General features: G+C 67.7%; 1 protein-coding gene. It reads left to right on the forward strand.

Annotated features, from left to right (window positions below; genetic code table 11):
- Positions 1 to 771, forward strand: a 771-nt coding sequence (locus tag G3I19_RS36710) for an adenosylhomocysteinase (protein WP_164267972.1), incomplete at both ends; no start/stop codon positions are given.

Here is a 771-nt window from a genome sequence, read left to right on the forward strand (position 1 = left end):
GCAAGGAGATCACGCTCGCCGAGCACGAGATGCCCGGTCTGATGTCGATCCGCAAGGAGTACGCCGCGGCGCAGCCGCTGGCCGGCGCCCGAGTGACCGGTTCGCTGCACATGACGGTGCAGACGGCCGTGCTCATCGAGACCCTGGTCGCGCTCGGCGCCGAGGTCCGCTGGGCCTCGTGCAACATCTTCTCCACCCAGGACCACGCGGCCGCGGCCATCGCGGTCGGCCCGAACGGCACCCCGGACGCCCCTGCGGGCGTGCCGGTGTTCGCGTGGAAGGGCGAGAGCCTGGAGGAGTACTGGTGGTGCACGGAGCAGGCGCTGACCTGGCCGAACACCCCGACCGGCGGCCCCAACATGATCCTCGACGACGGCGGTGACGCCACCCTCCTGGTCCACAAGGGTGTCGAGTTCGAGAAGGCCGGCGCGGCCCCGGACCCGGCGACCGCGGACAGCGAGGAGTACAGCTACATCCTCAAGCTCCTCAACCGCACGCTGGGCGAGAACCCGCAGAAGTGGACGCAGCTGTCGTCCGAGATCCGCGGGGTCACCGAGGAGACGACGACGGGTGTGCACCGTCTGTACGAGATGCACCGTGACGGGACCCTGCTGTTCCCGGCGATCAACGTCAATGACGCGGTGACGAAGTCGAAGTTCGACAACAAGTACGGCTGCCGTCATTCGCTGATCGACGGCATCAACCGTGCCACTGACGTCCTGATCGGCGGGAAGGTTGCTGTCGTCTGCGGTTACGGGGATGTGGGCAAGG

This window comes from Streptomyces sp. SID10853, assembly GCF_010548145.1.
Classification (GTDB): Bacteria; Actinomycetota; Actinomycetes; order Streptomycetales; family Streptomycetaceae; genus Streptomyces.